We start from the raw sequence: 15,129 nt of genomic DNA on the forward strand, positions 1-15,129 counted from the left end.
TTTTTCACCTTCTCGGTTCGTCGTTTTGTCTGCGGGCGAGTATAATTCCTCAAGTTAACTTGAGGTAAAGCGCTTTATGGAAAAGAAATCTCCCCGCATTAAAACGCTGCTCACACCGCGTGAGGTGGCAAAACGTAGCGGCGTTGCCGTCTCGGCGCTGCATTTCTATGAAAGCAAAGGGCTTATCGAAAGCACGCGTAATGGCGGCAATCAGCGGCGATATCGTCGTGATGTGCTGCGTTATGTGGCGATCATTAAGATTGCCCAGCGAATTGGCATTCCACTTTCGACCATTAGCGATGCCTTGGGTGTGTTGCCGGAAGGGCACAATCTGAGCCCGAAGGCCTGGAAACAGCTCTCGTCGCAATGGCGTGAAGAGTTGGATAGCCGCATCAATACGTTAGTGGCGCTGCGGGATCAGCTTGATGGGTGCATCGGTTGCGGCTGCTTATCGCATCGAGATTGCCCGCTGAGAAACCCAGGTGACATGCTTGGCGAGAAAGGGCCGGGCGCGCATTTCCCGGGTGATAAAGAATAGAAACAACTAAAGCGCCACACGAGGGCGCTTTAGTTGTTTTCCGGTCTTTGTCTTTCTCTCTATCCCGCTGGTTCACGGGAGGGTTTCCCCCGACATCAGTACGCCTCAGTCGATCAAATGGGTTGGAGGTTCCGGTTTGTGCTGACACTTTAAGTCTATGCCGGACGCGCTCTTTTGCCAGCAAAACGGGCGTCTTTTTCGCCGAATTTTTTCCCGCCTTACGCCACAGTTCCTATAGTTATTTTGAACAACTCACAGGAGACCGCCATGCTGACGGTGCATCATCTCAATCTGTCCCGCTCCCAGCGCGTGCTTTGGGCGCTGGAGGAACTGGAATTGCCCTACCAAATCGTGCGCTACCAGCGCGAACCCACCATGCTGGCACCGGAAGCACTGAAAAAAGTCCATCCACTGGGCAAGTCTCCGGTGCTGGAAGATGAAGGGACGGTGCTGGCGGAATCGGGGGCGATCCTCGAATACCTCCAGGAAACGCGTGACCCTGAGCAAAAACTAAAACCTTCAGATCCTCAGGCACGTATTCAGTATCGCTTCTGGCTTCATTACGCCGAAGGATCGCTGATGCCGATGCTGTTAATGAAACTGGTCTTTGGGTCTCTGGGTAAGCCGCCGGTGCCTATTGGGTTGCGTACGGTAGGGAAAATCCTTGGGCAAGGCGTGCAAAAAGCGTATCTGAACAAGCAACTGGCGACGCATGCGGCGTTTATCGAGTCACACCTTGCGCAAAATCCCTGGTTTGCCGGGGAAACGCTAAGCATGGCGGATATCCAGATGAGCTATCCGGCGATGGCACTTCTGGCTCGTGGCGAGCAGGGGGCAATGCCGCATCTTAGTGCGTGGAAGAAAAGGGTCGAAATGCGTCCAGCCTGGCAAAGAGCCATTCAACAGGGTGGCCCGCTCGATTTTCCTGGCGCGTAATTCGCCATCACAAAAACCGATGACGGCCAGGAATGAAAATATTCGTCCACAAAATTGTTGCCAGATTGCGCATAGACGATAACGTTTGCGCACACGTTGGCGATTTCTTCGCCGTCATAAGCGAAATTTAGCCAAATCGCATAAACATCAGTTGAAAAGGGCAGTATAAAAGCCAGATAATCGTTTGCCTTTTTTTGCCGGCCCTGTTTTTGCGTTGCGTAAACTCAGTGGCGGGTCACATTGAACACCGTTTTTGTCTGCGCGGAGTTAAACGTTTGCTTTTTTGCGGCTCCCCTTAGTCGCGATGTAGCACAGGGAGATGACGCTTAGCTGGCAGTGGATTGTCCACCACGCAGACGAACGAATGATAAAAAACTCTCAGGGGATGTTTGCTATGTCTACGCCTTCAGCGCGTACCGGCGGTTCGCTCGACGCCTGGTTCAAAATTTCAGCCCGTGGTAGCACGGTTCGTCAGGAAATCGTTGCCGGGTTAACCACCTTTTTGGCGATGGTGTACTCCGTTATCGTCGTGCCAGGTATGCTCGGCAAAGCAGGTTTCCCACCTGCGGCCGTCTTCGTAGCGACTTGCCTGGTTGCGGGTGTCGGTTCACTGGTCATGGGCCTGTGGGCTAACCTGCCGTTGGCCATTGGCTGTGCGATTTCACTGACCGCGTTCACCGCGTTCAGCCTGGTTCTGGGCCAGCACATCAGCATTCCTGTCGCTCTCGGTGCGGTATTCCTGATGGGTATTTTGTTCACCGTGATTTCTGCCACCGGGATCCGTAGCTGGATCCTGCGCAATCTGCCGCAGGGCGTTGCGCACGGCACGGGTATTGGTATCGGCCTGTTCCTGCTGCTGATTGCCGCTAACGGCGTGGGTCTGGTTATCAAAAACCCACTGGACGGTCTGCCGGTCACGCTGGGCCACTTCGCCAGCTTCCCGGTCATTATGTCGCTGATTGGTCTGGCGGTGATTATCGGTCTGGAAAAACTCAAAGTGCCGGGTGGTATTCTGCTGACTATCATTGGCGTTTCCGTCGTGGGTCTGATTTTCGACCCATCAGTGCATTTCTCCGGTATTTTTGCGATGCCTTCCCTGAGCGATGAGCACGGCAATTCCCTGATTGGTAGCCTCGATATCATGGGCGCGCTGAATCCGGTGGTTCTGCCAAGCGTCCTTGCGCTGGTCATGACCGCAGTCTTCGATGCGACAGGGACCATTCGCGCGGTCGCCGGTCAGGCTAACCTGCTGGATAAAGACGGGCAGATCATTAACGGCGGTAAAGCGCTGACCACCGACTCCCTGAGCAGCGTGTTCTCTGGTCTGGTGGGCGCGGCGCCTGCAGCGGTCTATATCGAATCTGCTGCGGGTACGGCGGCAGGCGGGAAAACCGGCCTGACTGCCATCACCGTGGGTGTGTTGTTCCTGCTGATCCTGTTCCTCTCGCCACTCTCTTATCTGGTTCCTGCTTACGCTACCGCTCCGGCGCTGATGTACGTGGGTCTGCTGATGCTGAGCAACGTGGCGAAAATCGACTTCAATGACTTCGTTGATGCGATGGCAGGCCTGATCACGGCGGTCTTCATCGTGCTGACCTGTAACATCGTGACCGGTATCATGATTGGTTTTGCGACCCTGGTGATTGGCCGCATCGTGTCAGGTGAATGGCGTAAGCTGAATATCGGCACCGTGATCATTGCGCTGGCGCTGGTCGCGTTCTACGCAGGTGGTTGGGCGATTTAAGTTCGACGCTGTGTGTTATGAAGCCCCTCGCGAGGGGCTTTTTTTATGTCACTCAAACAGCTTTTCAATTGATTTTGTCGGGAAAAAAAGCGAATTGGCGTTCCCTCCAACCAATGGGATAAAACCGAGCTTCAGGTAAAATTGTTTGGCCTTCTCTGATTGAGCATCCACAAACAGACCATGTACACCTACCGCCTTTGAAGCTTGATAAACAACCCGCATGGCATGTGCGACAAGCGTCGATCCCCATGCCTGGCGGTGAAGGTCACGATGCACAGCCAGACGACCTAATGTGACACTCGGTACATTGGCGTAAGGCACCTGGCGTTTTTGTGTGCTGGAGGGGAGGGTGGCTTTCTCAAAGCAGCTTCCGGACAGCGTGTAGTAGCCCAACACTTTGGGTAACGGATGCGGTGTTAGCAGGAGATAAGCCCGTAAAATGCGTCCCCGATGCTGCCGGAACAGGTGGTCCTTCAGGAAAATATTGAGATTTTCTTCGCCGCAATCGAAGCCTGTAAAGTCATACTCCGCCGCTTCAGAGAAAATCTCAATCTTCAGATGATCCACCGCTTACTCCCTGTCTTTGAGGCGTTTTGCCGCTTTTTTCAGCCTGTCGTTAGGGGCTGGTGGATGACTAATGGCTTCCATCACCTGGTTCCAGGAGGCCTCATTCAGAATCAGACGACGATGTTGCTCAATCACCTCAGCGGCGCGCTCTGAAGCGCTTGTCACCATAAACTGGGTGATGCTCTGGTTGGTCATTGCAGCCGCTTCTTCGATCATGCTTTTGTCCTCATCGGTCAGCCTGAGATCGATACGTTGGTTTTTCAGGGCTGGCATTCTCTACTCCTCGGCAGCCTTTACAAAGCGGCTGTCGTGCTCGTTGCGCGGGATGTTTTTACGTACGGGATTATTCCGTACAAAAAATATAAAGCGTAGCGAGCAAATTTTCAACAATAAAGCACCTGGATTCTGACGGCGGCAAGCATAATTTGCTGTGTGGCGGGGTTAGCTGCTGCCTTTGCGAGCGAGCTTCCAGAAAGTGTGTATCCCGCAAGGGAGGCTGAACAGAGTACAATGTTGCGATCGTGTTTCTGTTCTTACGTAATGATTTATCAGCCATTTTGCATTTTAGGGCACATCCTGCCGTTCTTTGCGATAAGCTGGATGACGTATTATCAAGCACTGCAATAGAAACAAGACATCGCATACAGGGATAGCATGGAAATTTTCTTCACAATACTGATCATGATCCTACTGGTCTCCCTTTCCGGGGTGATCACCCGTGTATTACCCTTCCAGATCCCCCTGCCGCTGATGCAAATCGCCATCGGGGCGCTGCTGGCGTGGCCGACGTTTGGGCTGCACGTCGAGTTTGATCCGGAACTGTTCCTCGTTCTGTTTATTCCGCCATTGCTGTTTGCCGATGGCTGGAAGACGCCGACTCGTGAGTTTATCGAGCATGGGCGAGAGATATTCGGTCTTGCGCTGGCGTTAGTGATAGTCACCGTGGTTGGTATCGGCTTCCTGATTTATTGGGTGGTGCCGGGCATTCCGCTGATCCCTGCCTTTGCGCTGGCGGCCGTGCTGTCACCGACCGATGCCGTTGCGCTCTCTGGCATTGTGGGCGAAGGGCGCATTCCTAAGAAAATTATGGGGATTTTGCAGGGCGAAGCGTTGATGAATGACGCCTCTGGCCTGGTGTCGCTGAAATTTGCGGTGGCTGTGGCGATGGGCACCATGGTGTTCAGCGTCGGAGGCGCCAGCCTGGAATTTCTGAAAGTTGCCATTGGCGGCATCCTTGCCGGGTTTGCGGTGAGCTGGCTGTATGGCCGCTCGATGCGTTTTCTCAGCCGTTGGGGCGGTGACGAACCGGCGACACAGATTGTGTTGCTGTTCCTTCTGCCGTTTGCTTCTTATCTGTTCGCGGAACACATCGGGGTGTCTGGCATTCTCGCCGCCGTTGCAGCAGGGATGACCATCACCCGTTCCGGCGTGATGCGCACTGCGCCATTGGCGATGCGTCTACGTGCAAACAGTACCTGGGCAATGCTTGAATTTGTCTTTAACGGCATGGTGTTCTTGCTGTTAGGTTTGCAGTTGCCGGGCATCCTCGAAACGTCGCTGGTGGCAGCTGAAGCCGATCCGAACGTCGAGACCTGGATGTTATTCGCAGACATCATCCTTATTTACGCCGCGCTAATGATCGTCCGTTTCGGTTGGTTATGGACGATGCAGCGCTTCAGCCAGCGTTTCCTGAAGAAAAAGCCAATGGAGTTCGGAAGCTGGAGCACGCGCGAGCTGCTTATTGCTTCTTTCGCTGGGGTTCGCGGGGCAATCACCCTCGCCGGTGTGCTGTCAATTCCGCTTCTTCTGCCGGATGGCAACGTCTTCCCGGCTCGTTATGAGCTGGTGTTCCTTTCCGCCGGGGTGATCCTTTTCTCGCTGTTTGTGGCGGTGGTGGTGATGCCAATTCTGCTTCAGCACATCGAGGTGGCCGATCACTCCCAGCAGCATAAAGAAGAGCGTCTGGCACGAGCCGCAACCGCAGAAGTGGCGATTGTCGCCATTCAGAAAAAAGTGGAACGCATGGCCGTGGACACGGAAGAGAACATCGACAATCAGCTTCTGACCGAAGTCAGCTCGCGAGTGATCGGTAATTTGCGTCGCCGCGCGGACGGGCGAAATGACGTGGAAACGTCAATGCTGGAAGAATCGCTGGAGCGACGTTTCCGTCTTGCAGCTTTACGCTCAGAACGCGGTGAGCTCTACCATCTTCGTGCCACACGGCAAATCAGCAACGAAACGCTGCAAAAGCTGCTGCATGACCTCGATTTGCTGGAAGCGCTGTTGATAGAAGATCAGTAATCACTTCCGCCCAAAAAAAAGCCGCCATTAAAGGCGGCTTAAAGGGGGGGGGAATAACGTTACCCGTTACTGCAGGTCAACGTTTTTACTGCCAAAGAACCAGGTCAATACAAACCCTGCAAGATAAGAAATCAAAATACCTGCCACATAAACTGCCATCCCGGCGAAGATACCCTGAGAAGAGGTCATCAGCGGAATAGAGACCAGGCCGGATGGGCCGAAGACGGTATTCAGGCCAACAGGCAGACCAAGCCAGGAGACCAGGCCAATAAAGAAGCCGCCGACAGCGCCGCCAATACAGGCCGTGATAAACGGTTTCAGGCGCGGTAGCGTCACACCGTAAATCAGCGGCTCACCGATACCCAGCAGGCCCGGGAAGATAGCGCCTTTAATCTGACCACGCAGCACTGAACCCTGCTTAGCACGGAAGTAGAGCGCCAGTGAAGCACCGACCTGACCCGCACCGGCCATCGCCAGAATCGGGAACAGGGAGTTAAAGCCCTGCGCATCCATCAGCGCGAAGTACACCGGTACGAAGCCCTGGTGAATACCAAACACCACCGCAATCAGGAACAGACCAGCCAGCAGCGCGGTACCGAACGGGTTGCCGTTGAGGTGCAGGAACAGCCAGGACATGCCTTTAAACAGCTCGCCGCCAATCGGCATAATCACGGTGAAGGTGATAGCGCCAGTAATCAGCAAGGTGATGGCTGAGGTCAGGATCATATCCAGGTCGTCGTGAATGAAACGACGCACCTGGCGCTCAATCCACGCACCCAGAATACAGGCCAGCAGCACGCCGATAATGTTGCCGCGTGGGTCAATCGTCAGGCCGAAGAAATCCTGCATGCCCGCGTAGTAGCCCACTTTGCCTTCCGGCACGTAGCGCAGAATAAACAGCGACGCGATAATTGCCCCGTTAACGCCGGAACCGCCGAACGCTTTCTGAGTGTTGAAGCCAATCAGGATGCTCAGGAAGGTGAACAGGCCAATGCTGAACACTTTCATGTAGGCGATAAGCTCGACCATCCAGCTGGCTGGCGTGTCGAAAATCTGTTGCAGCAGGGTCGCGATACCCAGCAGCAAGCCCGCAGCGATGAAGCCTGGGATAAGCGGCGTAAAGATGGTGGCGAATTTGGTCAGGAAGTTGTGAACAGCGCTGTTTTGCTTGCCCTTCATCTTCGCTTTATTCTCGCTGGCCTGAGATTTCAGGTTGGCGTCGGTCGCAGGCGCAGCGGTTTCACCGCCTTCTGCTTTGATCATCTCATTCATCATCTCGCTGGCCGTTTGCGCTTTGCCTGGGCCAAGAATGATTTGCAGCTGATCGTCACCGTTAATGACGCCCATCACGCCAGGTACAGCTTTCAGTTTGTCGATATCCACCGCATCGCGATTGACCAGCGTCAGGCGCAGGCGCGTCATGCAGTTGCCGCAGACGCTGATATTCGATTTCCCGCCAGAAAGCTGTAGCAGTTGCTCGATCATTGAGCTTGTTATTTTAGCCATGAGTTAGTTGCTCCCAATTCCTTGTATGGCGCTGCGAATAAAGCCGTTATTGCTGGACAGCATCTCGCTGGCATCTGCGGCGCTCACACCAGCCAGAATCATCACAATGGCTGTTTTGCAGTGACGGTTGCACGCAGCCAGCGCTGTTGCAGCTTCTTCAGGTGTGCACTCGGTGGCTTGTACCACGATGTTAACCTGACGCTGGATAAGCTTGGCGTTGGTGGCTTCCACGTCCACCATCAGATTGCCGAAGACTTTACCGGAGCGGATCATCGCGCCAGTCGTCAGCATGTTGAGGATCAGTTTTTGTGCGGTGCCCGCTTTCATACGGGAAGAGCCGGTAACCACTTCCGCGCCAACCAGCGGCTCGATAGCGATGTCGGCGATTTTGCCGATTTCGCTGCCACGGTTACAGGCGATAGCGCCAACAGTTGCGCCGACGCTGCGGGCATAATTCAGCGCGCCAATAACGTAAGGTGTGCGGCCGCTGGCGGCGATACCCACCACCACATCACGCTCGTTGAGGGCCAGATCACGCAGATCCTGCTCGCCCATCTGCGGGCTATCTTCGGCATTTTCTACCGCCTGAAGGATAGCGGTATGGCCGCCAGCAATCAGGCCGATAACCATTTCACGTGGCGTGCCGTAAGTCGGCGGGCATTCACTCGCATCCAGAATACCCAGACGACCGGAAGTCCCTGCACCGCAGTAAATCAGACGGCCGCCGTTGGCGAACGCGTGGGTGATGGCATCCACGGCTTTCGCGATAGCAGGCAGCTGTTCTTCAACCGCCAGAGCGACTTTTTTATCTTCCTCGTTGATCACCTTCAGCATGTCCAGGGTAGACAGGTTATCGATGTTTTCGCTGGCCAGGTTGCGGCTTTCGGTGGTCAGGGTGGATAAATCAATTTTCATAACGGCCTCAATGAAGAATGTATTTCATGGTTGGAATAATATATTCCAGCAATCTCGATAAGAAGTAATATTTTATCCCTAAACGGCAAACTGTGATCCCGGTCAACCTGAAAGGTCGCGATCGCCGCCTTCATACGTTGTAACGAGATGAAAGGGTGCCATGTGTGGGGGAATGCCTTATCATTTTAACCCCAGTTTAAGCCAGCCGACCTGAGCGATTGATTGCCGTTATATGAAACACATCAACACTATTCTGCATAACAAAGACCTGTTCACACCCGGTGAACGCAAGATCGCGGATTTCATCATCGAAAACCCGGGGCGAGTAAAACAGTTCTCTTCACCAGAGCTTGCCGACGTGCTGGGTATCAGCCAGTCGAGCATCATTAAATTTGCGCAGAAACTGGGCTTTAAGGGCTTCACCAACTTTAAAATTGCGCTGGTGGAAGAGTGGGGCCAGCAAAGTACCGAACGTAAGAACGATGTGGCTTACATCCATAATGAAATCAACAGCGAAGACACTTTCCCGGACATCGCCGAGAAGCTGATGCTGGAAAAGCAGCAGGCGCTACGCGACACCACCCAAGGGCTGGATTTCAGCAAGCTCCAGCAGGTGGTCGAACTGATTCGCCAGGCTGGGCGTGTACAAATCACGGCTATTGGCGGCTCGTCGCTGATTGCCAAAGATCTGGCCTATAAGCTGATGAAAATTGGCTATCCGGTGATGAATGAGATGGACAGCCACGTGCAAATCACCGTTGCACAATCGCTTACCGCAGCCGATGTGCAGATTGCTATCTCGTTTTCCGGCAGCCGCCGGGAAGTGCAGGTGGCGGCAGAAACAGCCAAAGCGCGAGGCGCAAAAATCATCGCGCTGACTTCGCTGCACCAGTCGCCGCTGCGCCAGGTAGCGGATGTGACGCTGGACACCATTGCCGATGGCAGCAAAACCCACAGCTCTTCCATTGCCGTGCGTACCGCGCAGCACACACTCATCGATTTGCTGTTTGTTTGCCTGTTGCAGCAGGGCGAGGAAGACCGCAGAGAGTTGATCGAGCAGAGTCGTAAGCTGGTGGAAAAACTTTAATTTTTGCCCGATGGCGCTACGCTTATCGGGCCTGGGTGACTTGTAGGTCCTGCAAACGAAGTGCCGCCGGGCAATTCAGCAGAACGTTAAGGGAATTACTGCACGTCCAGCGCCCATTTCAGGAACGCTTTTCGCTGTTGCGCATCACTTTGCAGATAGAGTTTCTGCATCGCTTTCATCGTGTCTGATTCGGCCTGACCCGACGTCGCCACTGGAGCAACAACCGTTGGCGCAACTGGCGTTGGCTCTCCATTCACCACCGAATCCCAGGATGTACTGATAGACCCAAATGCACTGGAGCGAATCAGCGGCGAATGTTTAAACGGCACCGCTTTGCCATTCACCGTCAGGATGAAGACCGGCTCTTTCGCTAACGCCCGCACTTCAGCCGTATCCGTCGCCACTTTCGTCATCAACTCAATGTTTTCGTCGCCGGTGGCGTTAAACGTCAAAAGATAGGGCTTTGACGTCACGCGTCCGTTGCTCTGATTGGTTGAGGACGGATTTTCCGGGCTGTCGTATTTCACGACAACTTTCTGCTCTCCGTCCTTCAGCGCGATATTGTCGCTGAAAATACTCACATCCGCCGACTTCGCCGCCAGCACGGTCAGGTTATCCCCAACGGTGAGTTGGGGGGCTGCCATCGCCTGGCAGCCGCAGAACAGAAGGGAGACTAACAGTAATTTTTTCATGCTTAGAACTCGTAACGCAGACCGACGTGGTAGTAATCGTCCGCTGGGTTGCTGCCGCCGAAGGAAACGCGGTTTTGGGTGTATTTGTTGGTCCCTTCTTTCCCGTTACGCCAGGAGTATGAAGTGTAAATGGAGCTGCGCTGAGTCAGTTTGTACTGCACTTCGAAGGTGGTATCGCGCAGTTGCAGGCCGTCGCCGTCTTCGTTCGTCATGTGGCGATAACCGGTGCGCAGTGCCCAATCTGGGCTTACGTTCCACACCAGCGTTGCTTCGTAATCTTTATCTACGCTGTCAGAAGAACCGTCGAGGAAGGTCACGCGATCCTGAGCATAGAGCAGGCCTAGCATCACATCACCAATGTAATAGCGGGTCCCGATTCCCCAGAAAGAATATTCGTCGCTCATGTCGTGATACAACGTGGAAGTCGTATCATGGCGAGATTTTTCTTTTTGAGCCGCGATAACCGGCTGTAATTTACCCGCATCACCCATATCCAGCGTATATCGAACTGCGCCGTTATAACCGTAATCCAGGTCAGAAGTGTTATTCCCCAGAAGATAAGCTGCAGAGACATCCACATTACCAAAGGTATTTTGGTATTGGATGGTACCATCCTGACGGAATACCTGAACGGCGGTTGGGTCGACAAAGTTTGCCTGGCGAGCCATTGCTACATCCGAGCTGGCAAATACATCGCCGATATCGGTAAACATAATCAGGCCGGAAGACACACGACCGCCGGTAATTTTACCGTACTCGGCTAAATCCAGACCTGCCCACACATAACGAGCGGTAAAATCGCTTGGATTTTCCGCCACGTTATTGGCATATTCAGCCGCATTCACCTGATACTGAGCAAGGCCAATGACCGCCATTTTGTCGTTGATCGCCTGACGTGCAGAGAAGCCCAAACGAGCGTCAAAATCGCCAGAAGTGTTGCCGGTTTTTTTGTCTGAAACGTTGAAACCTAAGCGGCCATACAGATCGATAAATGAGCCATCATCAGCCTGATAAATCGGCGCGGAAAATGCTGCGTTGCTGGTGGCCAGTAAGAACAGTGCTGTTAGAGTTTTAAATTTAAATTTCACGAAACTAATCCCTGTACAAATGAGGTAAAAAACAGAATTGGAATTAATCATTCTTGATTTTGCGTATCAATGTAATTTTTTATTCCTTCGTGTTTTTTGTGAATCTGTTCAAAAATTGATATCGCGAATGCAAGAATGCTCTGAGAAAATAAAGACTGAAGGAGGTGATTTAAAATAACAGGAGGGATGAATATCAAAGAGGATGAGGTCAAATAACCTTCAATAAGCAAGAATCATCCTGCTTATTTAGCAGCGAGTATGAACTGAAAAATAGAAATAAAAATTCACCTGTACCGAAATAGGCCCAATACAGGTGGAATATATATTAAGCCCCGGGCAACCAAAACCCCTCACAGCATTTCAGCCAGGCTTGCGCGCTGTGTGAAAGATAGGAGCCTTCGCGCCAGATCATGCCCAGTTGCCAATTCAGTTCGCTGTTGAGCGGGATCCAGCGCAAGGTGTTTTTATCCAGCCGCTGGCAGATGGGCTCGGGCAAAATAGCCACGCCGACGCCAGCCTGAACCATAGCAGCCAAAAAATCCCACTGGCCACTGCGTACGGCGATGCGCGGTTTGACATTGTGATCGGTGAATAACTGCATGAGCTGGCGGCTCAGGGCGAAATCTTCGTTGTAAATCAACAGCGGATGCGCTGCCAGCTGTTCAGGGCTAATCGAATCCACTTTCAGCCATTCGCCTGAGCGTGGCACCAGCACGCACAAAGGGTGACTAAACAGCGGCAGGGTGGAAAGCCCGCTTTCTTCATCGACAGGCAGCGCGGTCATTGCCACATCCAGCTCGCCGTTGATCACGGCCTGTTGCACGGTCAGGCCGCCAAACTCTGAAATTTTTAGCTCCACGCCAGGATAACGCTGACGATACAAGCTGATAGGCCCGGCCATCAGCATCCCGACCATCGGGGGGATCCCAAGACGCAGCAGGCCTTTGTGCAGATGGTTGATGTCACTGAGTTCAGCTTCAAGCTGGCTAAATTCGGTCAGGATGGTCAGGCCGCGTTCAAACACCACGCGCCCGGTGTCGGTCAGCAGCAGTTTGCGACCATCACGAATGAGAAGGGTACAGTTGAGTTCATCTTCCAGATTTTTCAGCATCTTGCTGATGGTCGGCTGCGTAACAAACAGCTTCTCTGCCGCGCGGGTAAAGCTCTGCTGGCGAACCACTTCGACGAAATAGCGCAGCGTTCTTATGTCCATGATTATTCCTCGAAACTATACCTTCAATGATTTTAATTCATTTCAGTCACGGTCGGCGTCTCACTATACTGAGCGCCTTCACTTTTTTCAGGAATTCCTTCCATGGCTGTGGCCTTAGGGCGCGTAACGCCTGCTGTCCTGCATCATCTTCAGGTTCCGGTGCAGGTGGTTCTGTATGCCGGTTTGTTTGTGTTGGCTGAACATCTGGTGGCGTGGTGCCATTTACCGTTGCCCGCCAATCTGGTGGGGATGGTGTTGCTGCTGGCCCTGATTGTTTGCCGTGTCGTACCGTTGAAATGGGTTCGCGCCGGGTCTCGCTGGCTGCTGGCTGAAATGCTGCTGTTCTTTGTGCCTGCTGTGGTCGCGGTAGTGAACTATGCACAACTGTTGATGATTGATGGCTGGCGCATTTTTCTGGTCATTGCCCTGAGCACCATGATGGTGCTGGCCTCCACCGCCTGGGTGGTCGATAAAGTGTATCGCTATGAGCTGCGCAGGATGAACCATGAATAACTTCCAGCTCAGCGTGCTGTGCCTTGCGATCACTCTGGGGCTTTATTACGCCAACAAACGCCTGTATCGCCGTTTTCGCAAACTACCGCTGATGCCACTGGTGTTCACGCCGATTTTACTGGTGCTGATGCTGGTCTTTGGCCACATTTCCTATCAAAACTACATGGGCGAAGCGCACTGGCTGCTGTGGCTGCTGGGCCCGGCGACCATCGCGTTTGCCGTGCCGGTGTATGACAATCTGGCGGTCATCAAACGTCACTGGATGTCGCTGACGGCAGGCGTCACCACCGCAATCATTGTTGCCGTGACCAGTTCTGTCTGGCTGGCTCGCCTGTTTACTCTACCGGATGAAATTCAGCGCAGCCTGGCGGTGCGTTCCATCACCACGCCGTTTGCGCTGGCGGCCGCAAAACCGATTGGTGGGCAGCCAGAGTTAGTGGCGTTATTTGTGGTGATCACCGGCGTGTTCGGCATGGCGGTGGGCGATATCCTGTTTATGCGTCTGGCGATCCGTGAAGGGTTGGCAAAAGGTGCCGGTTTTGGTGCCGCTTCGCACGGCGCTGGCACCGCGCGTTCCTACGAGCTGGGCCCGCAGGAAGGCGTGGTGGCCAGTCTGGTGATGATGTTATCCGGCGTGGTCACCGTGTTGGTGGCGCCGTTAGTCTCGCTGGTGATGTTTTAAACGCGAAACCAGTTCAAACTCGCGAAAGTTGACCGGGCGTTGCTGCTGCATGGAGATATTCCCCGCAATGCCCGTCAGAATCGACATTGCCCCGTCTCGATGATCGGCGGCTCGCTGCAGCGGGTCGTGACTCAGTTCACCAAACAGGTCAGCCAGCATGGCGTTATCACCACCGCCATGACCTCCTTCACCCAGAGTAAACTCTGCTTTCCAGGGGGCGGCGAACATCGGGAATACCGTGATATCGCACTGTTCCAGGCTGCCTTCGTTGTCGCGCTCTCCTCCGGCATTGACGTAGGAGTTCTCCACGATTTTCATCTCAAGCCGCCCTTTGCTGCCGTTAAAGACCACGTTCAGCCCTTCCCAGGGTAAATAAGCATTGAGTGAATACGTGAGCTGAACCTGATTCTGGTATTTCACCAGCACCGAAAGCGTGTCTTCGATAGTGATCCCATCGCTGAATACGCTTTGGTCCCGGTAGTAGCTGTCTTCATGTTCGGCATCCAGATACAGCGCTTTCAGTTGCGGATTGTCGGCCATCTGCAGCGCAAAAGGATCATCTTTTGCAGCGGCATAACCCTCAGCACGCGGATAAAATTGAGTGACCCCACGTTGCTCAGCATTTTCGCGGCCATAAAAACGCAGCCCGCCTTCGGCGTAAACGCGCTCCGGATAGCTGCCAAGCCAGAAATTCATCAAGTCGAAATGGTGTGTGGATTTGTGCACCAACAGACCGCCGCTGTTGCGTTTTTCGCGATGCCAACGGCGGAAGTAATCTGCGCCGTGCTCCGTATTCAGCAGCCATTCAAAATGCACCGAGTTGACCTGACCAATCACATCCTGCATCAGCAGCTCGCGCACTTTGCTGTGGTGCGGGGCATAGCGATAGTTAAACGCCACACGGACCTGCCGCCCAGTTTGCTCAATGGCATCAAGAATGCGCAGGGCTCGCTGCTCATCAATAGTCATGGGTTTTTCGGTGATGACATCGCACCCGGCGTGCAGTGCCCGCACAATATAGTCATCGTGAGTGCGGTCCAGAGTGGTGACGATGATGATATCCGGCTTAGTTTCACGGATCATCTCTTCAAACTGTGCCGCTTTCCAGGTGGAGACAGGCTCTGCGCCTTCGTTCTTTAAAAGCTGATTGGCGTACTGCATTCGCGTCTGGTTGGTGTCACAAAAGGCCACCATTCGGGCGTTATCTCGCCATTTCCCGCCAATAGCTGCAATGTATAACCCGGCACGACCGCCAGTGCCGACAAGCGCATATTTTTTCATATCCTTGTTACCCTTCAAAAAATGAATCATCGGATTGATGAAATAAAAACAGCGTTTCATTTAGAT

Annotated in this window: 15 protein-coding genes; 7 read left to right on the plus strand and 8 right to left on the minus strand. The window is 53.5% G+C overall.

Going from position 1 to position 15,129, the window contains the following annotated elements:
• Positions 1 to 76 precede the first annotated feature (76 nt).
• From soxR to ghxP, 3 genes are all read left to right on the plus strand, one after another.
• A complete protein-coding gene (gene soxR / locus ACI2I2_RS17420) occupies positions 77 to 538 on the plus strand; it encodes a redox-sensitive transcriptional activator SoxR (RefSeq protein ID WP_404659025.1) in 462 nt (153 codons plus the stop codon).
• A gap of 267 nt (positions 539 to 805) precedes the next feature.
• Positions 806 to 1,474, plus strand: coding sequence for a glutathione S-transferase family protein (locus tag ACI2I2_RS17425; protein ID WP_404659026.1), 669 nt, complete (start codon positions 806 to 808; stop codon positions 1,472 to 1,474).
• A gap of 394 nt (positions 1,475 to 1,868) precedes the next feature.
• Positions 1,869 to 3,218 carry a guanine/hypoxanthine transporter GhxP gene (gene ghxP, locus ACI2I2_RS17430; protein WP_404659027.1) on the plus strand — a complete coding sequence of 450 codons (1,350 nt, stop codon included), beginning with the start codon at positions 1,869 to 1,871 and terminating at the stop codon, positions 3,216 to 3,218.
• Positions 3,219 to 3,266: 48 nt separating this feature from the next.
• Here the strand turns inward: ghxP and ACI2I2_RS17435 are convergent, their stop codons facing one another.
• Positions 3,267 to 3,785: a GNAT family N-acetyltransferase gene (locus ACI2I2_RS17435; RefSeq protein WP_404659028.1), complete on the minus strand. Its 519-nt coding sequence runs from the start codon at positions 3,783 to 3,785 to the stop codon at positions 3,267 to 3,269.
• Positions 3,786 to 3,788: 3 nt separating this feature from the next.
• The gene (locus ACI2I2_RS17440; protein ID WP_404659029.1) at positions 3,789 to 4,058 is read right to left on the minus strand and encodes a DUF1778 domain-containing protein; all 270 of its coding nucleotides are present in this window, start codon (positions 4,056 to 4,058) and stop codon (positions 3,789 to 3,791) included.
• A gap of 381 nt (positions 4,059 to 4,439) precedes the next feature.
• Between ACI2I2_RS17440 and ACI2I2_RS17445 the strand changes: the two genes are divergently transcribed.
• On the plus strand, positions 4,440 to 6,086 hold the full coding sequence (locus ACI2I2_RS17445; RefSeq protein WP_404659030.1) for a Na+/H+ antiporter: 1,647 nt from the start codon (positions 4,440 to 4,442) through the stop codon (positions 6,084 to 6,086).
• A gap of 66 nt (positions 6,087 to 6,152) precedes the next feature.
• Here ACI2I2_RS17445 and murP read toward each other — a convergent pair whose 3' ends face one another.
• Both murP and murQ read right to left on the minus strand, forming a co-directional pair.
• Complete coding sequence (murP, locus tag ACI2I2_RS17450) at positions 6,153 to 7,592, minus strand: PTS N-acetylmuramic acid transporter subunit IIBC (protein WP_404659031.1); 1,440 nt, start codon at positions 7,590 to 7,592, stop codon at positions 6,153 to 6,155.
• Between the two features lie 3 nt (positions 7,593 to 7,595).
• Entirely contained in the window at positions 7,596 to 8,507 is a 912-nt protein-coding gene (gene murQ / locus ACI2I2_RS17455; RefSeq protein ID WP_404659032.1) for an N-acetylmuramic acid 6-phosphate etherase, read from the minus strand.
• Positions 8,508 to 8,739: 232 nt separating this feature from the next.
• Here murQ and ACI2I2_RS17460 point away from each other — a divergent pair, with 232 nt between their 5' ends.
• Positions 8,740 to 9,594, plus strand: a complete 855-nt coding sequence (locus ACI2I2_RS17460) for an SIS domain-containing protein (RefSeq protein WP_404659033.1) — start codon at positions 8,740 to 8,742, stop codon at positions 9,592 to 9,594.
• Positions 9,595 to 9,689: 95 nt separating this feature from the next.
• On the opposite strand, the gene ACI2I2_RS17465 is transcribed toward ACI2I2_RS17460, so the two are convergent.
• From ACI2I2_RS17465 to ACI2I2_RS17475, 3 genes are all read right to left on the minus strand, one after another.
• Positions 9,690 to 10,286, minus strand: coding sequence for a DUF2057 family protein (locus tag ACI2I2_RS17465; RefSeq protein ID WP_404659034.1), 597 nt, complete (start codon positions 10,284 to 10,286; stop codon positions 9,690 to 9,692).
• A gap of 2 nt (positions 10,287 to 10,288) precedes the next feature.
• Entirely contained in the window at positions 10,289 to 11,374 is a 1,086-nt protein-coding gene (locus ACI2I2_RS17470; RefSeq protein WP_404659035.1) for a porin, read from the minus strand.
• Positions 11,375 to 11,699: 325 nt separating this feature from the next.
• On the minus strand, positions 11,700 to 12,587 hold the full coding sequence (locus ACI2I2_RS17475) for a LysR family transcriptional regulator (protein ID WP_404659036.1): 888 nt from the start codon (positions 12,585 to 12,587) through the stop codon (positions 11,700 to 11,702).
• Positions 12,588 to 12,689: 102 nt separating this feature from the next.
• Here ACI2I2_RS17475 and ACI2I2_RS17480 point away from each other — a divergent pair, with 102 nt between their 5' ends.
• Together ACI2I2_RS17480 and ACI2I2_RS17485 are read left to right on the plus strand one after the other, a co-directional pair.
• Complete coding sequence (locus tag ACI2I2_RS17480; RefSeq protein WP_330983735.1) at positions 12,690 to 13,100, plus strand: CidA/LrgA family protein; 411 nt, start codon at positions 12,690 to 12,692, stop codon at positions 13,098 to 13,100.
• On the plus strand, positions 13,093 to 13,782 hold the full coding sequence (locus tag ACI2I2_RS17485; RefSeq protein WP_404659037.1) for an LrgB family protein: 690 nt from the start codon (positions 13,093 to 13,095) through the stop codon (positions 13,780 to 13,782). Before ACI2I2_RS17480 ends, ACI2I2_RS17485 begins: the two co-directional genes overlap by 8 nt.
• On the opposite strand, the gene ACI2I2_RS17490 is transcribed toward ACI2I2_RS17485, so the two are convergent.
• On the minus strand, positions 13,759 to 15,063 hold the full coding sequence (locus tag ACI2I2_RS17490; RefSeq protein ID WP_404659038.1) for a Gfo/Idh/MocA family protein: 1,305 nt from the start codon (positions 15,061 to 15,063) through the stop codon (positions 13,759 to 13,761). The two genes, ACI2I2_RS17485 and ACI2I2_RS17490, sit on opposite strands and share 24 nt — an antisense overlap.
• Between the last annotated feature and the right edge of the window lie 66 nt (positions 15,064 to 15,129).

This window comes from Scandinavium sp. NPDC088450 (assembly GCF_044900545.1).
Classification (GTDB): domain Bacteria; phylum Pseudomonadota; class Gammaproteobacteria; order Enterobacterales; family Enterobacteriaceae; genus Scandinavium.

Bases quoted from the DNA above. Each gene is read 5' to 3' on its own strand.
- soxR (WP_404659025.1), top strand. From the start codon at position 77: ATGGAAAAGAAATCTCCCCGCATTAAAACGCTGCTCACACCGCGTGAG.
- ACI2I2_RS17425 (WP_404659026.1), top strand. From the start codon at position 806: ATGCTGACGGTGCATCATCTCAATCTGTCCCGCTCCCAGCGCGTGCTT.
- ghxP (WP_404659027.1), top strand. From the start codon at position 1,869: ATGTCTACGCCTTCAGCGCGTACCGGCGGTTCGCTCGACGCCTGGTTC.
- ACI2I2_RS17440 (WP_404659029.1), bottom strand. From the start codon at position 4,058: ATGCCAGCCCTGAAAAACCAACGTATCGATCTCAGGCTGACCGATGAG.
- ACI2I2_RS17445 (WP_404659030.1), top strand. From the start codon at position 4,440: ATGGAAATTTTCTTCACAATACTGATCATGATCCTACTGGTCTCCCTT.
- murP (WP_404659031.1), bottom strand. From the start codon at position 7,592: ATGGCTAAAATAACAAGCTCAATGATCGAGCAACTGCTACAGCTTTCT.
- murQ (WP_404659032.1), bottom strand. From the start codon at position 8,507: ATGAAAATTGATTTATCCACCCTGACCACCGAAAGCCGCAACCTGGCC.
- ACI2I2_RS17460 (WP_404659033.1), top strand. From the start codon at position 8,740: ATGAAACACATCAACACTATTCTGCATAACAAAGACCTGTTCACACCC.
- ACI2I2_RS17465 (WP_404659034.1), bottom strand. From the start codon at position 10,286: ATGAAAAAATTACTGTTAGTCTCCCTTCTGTTCTGCGGCTGCCAGGCG.
- ACI2I2_RS17475 (WP_404659036.1), bottom strand. From the start codon at position 12,587: ATGGACATAAGAACGCTGCGCTATTTCGTCGAAGTGGTTCGCCAGCAG.
- ACI2I2_RS17480 (WP_330983735.1), top strand. From the start codon at position 12,690: ATGGCTGTGGCCTTAGGGCGCGTAACGCCTGCTGTCCTGCATCATCTT.
- ACI2I2_RS17485 (WP_404659037.1), top strand. From the start codon at position 13,093: ATGAATAACTTCCAGCTCAGCGTGCTGTGCCTTGCGATCACTCTGGGG.
- ACI2I2_RS17490 (WP_404659038.1), bottom strand. From the start codon at position 15,063: ATGAAAAAATATGCGCTTGTCGGCACTGGCGGTCGTGCCGGGTTATAC.